Source organism: Borrelia persica No12, assembly GCF_000500045.1.
In the GTDB taxonomy this organism is placed as follows: Bacteria; Spirochaetota; Spirochaetia; order Borreliales; family Borreliaceae; genus Borrelia; species Borrelia persica.
Genome location: NZ_AYOT01000159.1, coordinates 1 through 301, shown reverse-complemented (window position 1 = coordinate 301; position 301 = coordinate 1). Strand labels below are relative to the sequence as shown.

The 301-nt window shown below is 24.9% G+C and carries 1 protein-coding gene; it reads right to left on the bottom strand.

Going from position 1 to position 301, the window contains the following annotated elements; translation table 11 throughout:
• On the bottom strand, positions 1 to 301 hold a 301-nt coding region (locus U881_RS0105790; protein WP_024653625.1), incomplete at both ends, for a DUF1473 family protein.

Genomic DNA, 301 nt, shown 5'->3' with positions numbered 1-301 from the left:
TATTGAGATAATGACTTAAGTAAACAAAACTTGGCTTTTTAAAGTCTGGATCTGCTTCGAATTTGTCAAACTGAATTGTGTATAGTATTCCAATAAGATAATCTTTGTAATAAACAATGTAATTCCTATTTTCATTTAAAATGGAGTAAAAATTATCTAAGAAATTAACTTCAATCATTAAATCTGTAATTTTTCTTAAATATTCAAGCTCATGAAGTTTATCAATACCATAATTTTGTGAAAATCCTAAAATAGAATCCCATTGATACATTGGAAGTACTTTTACATTAAATGTGTGAGT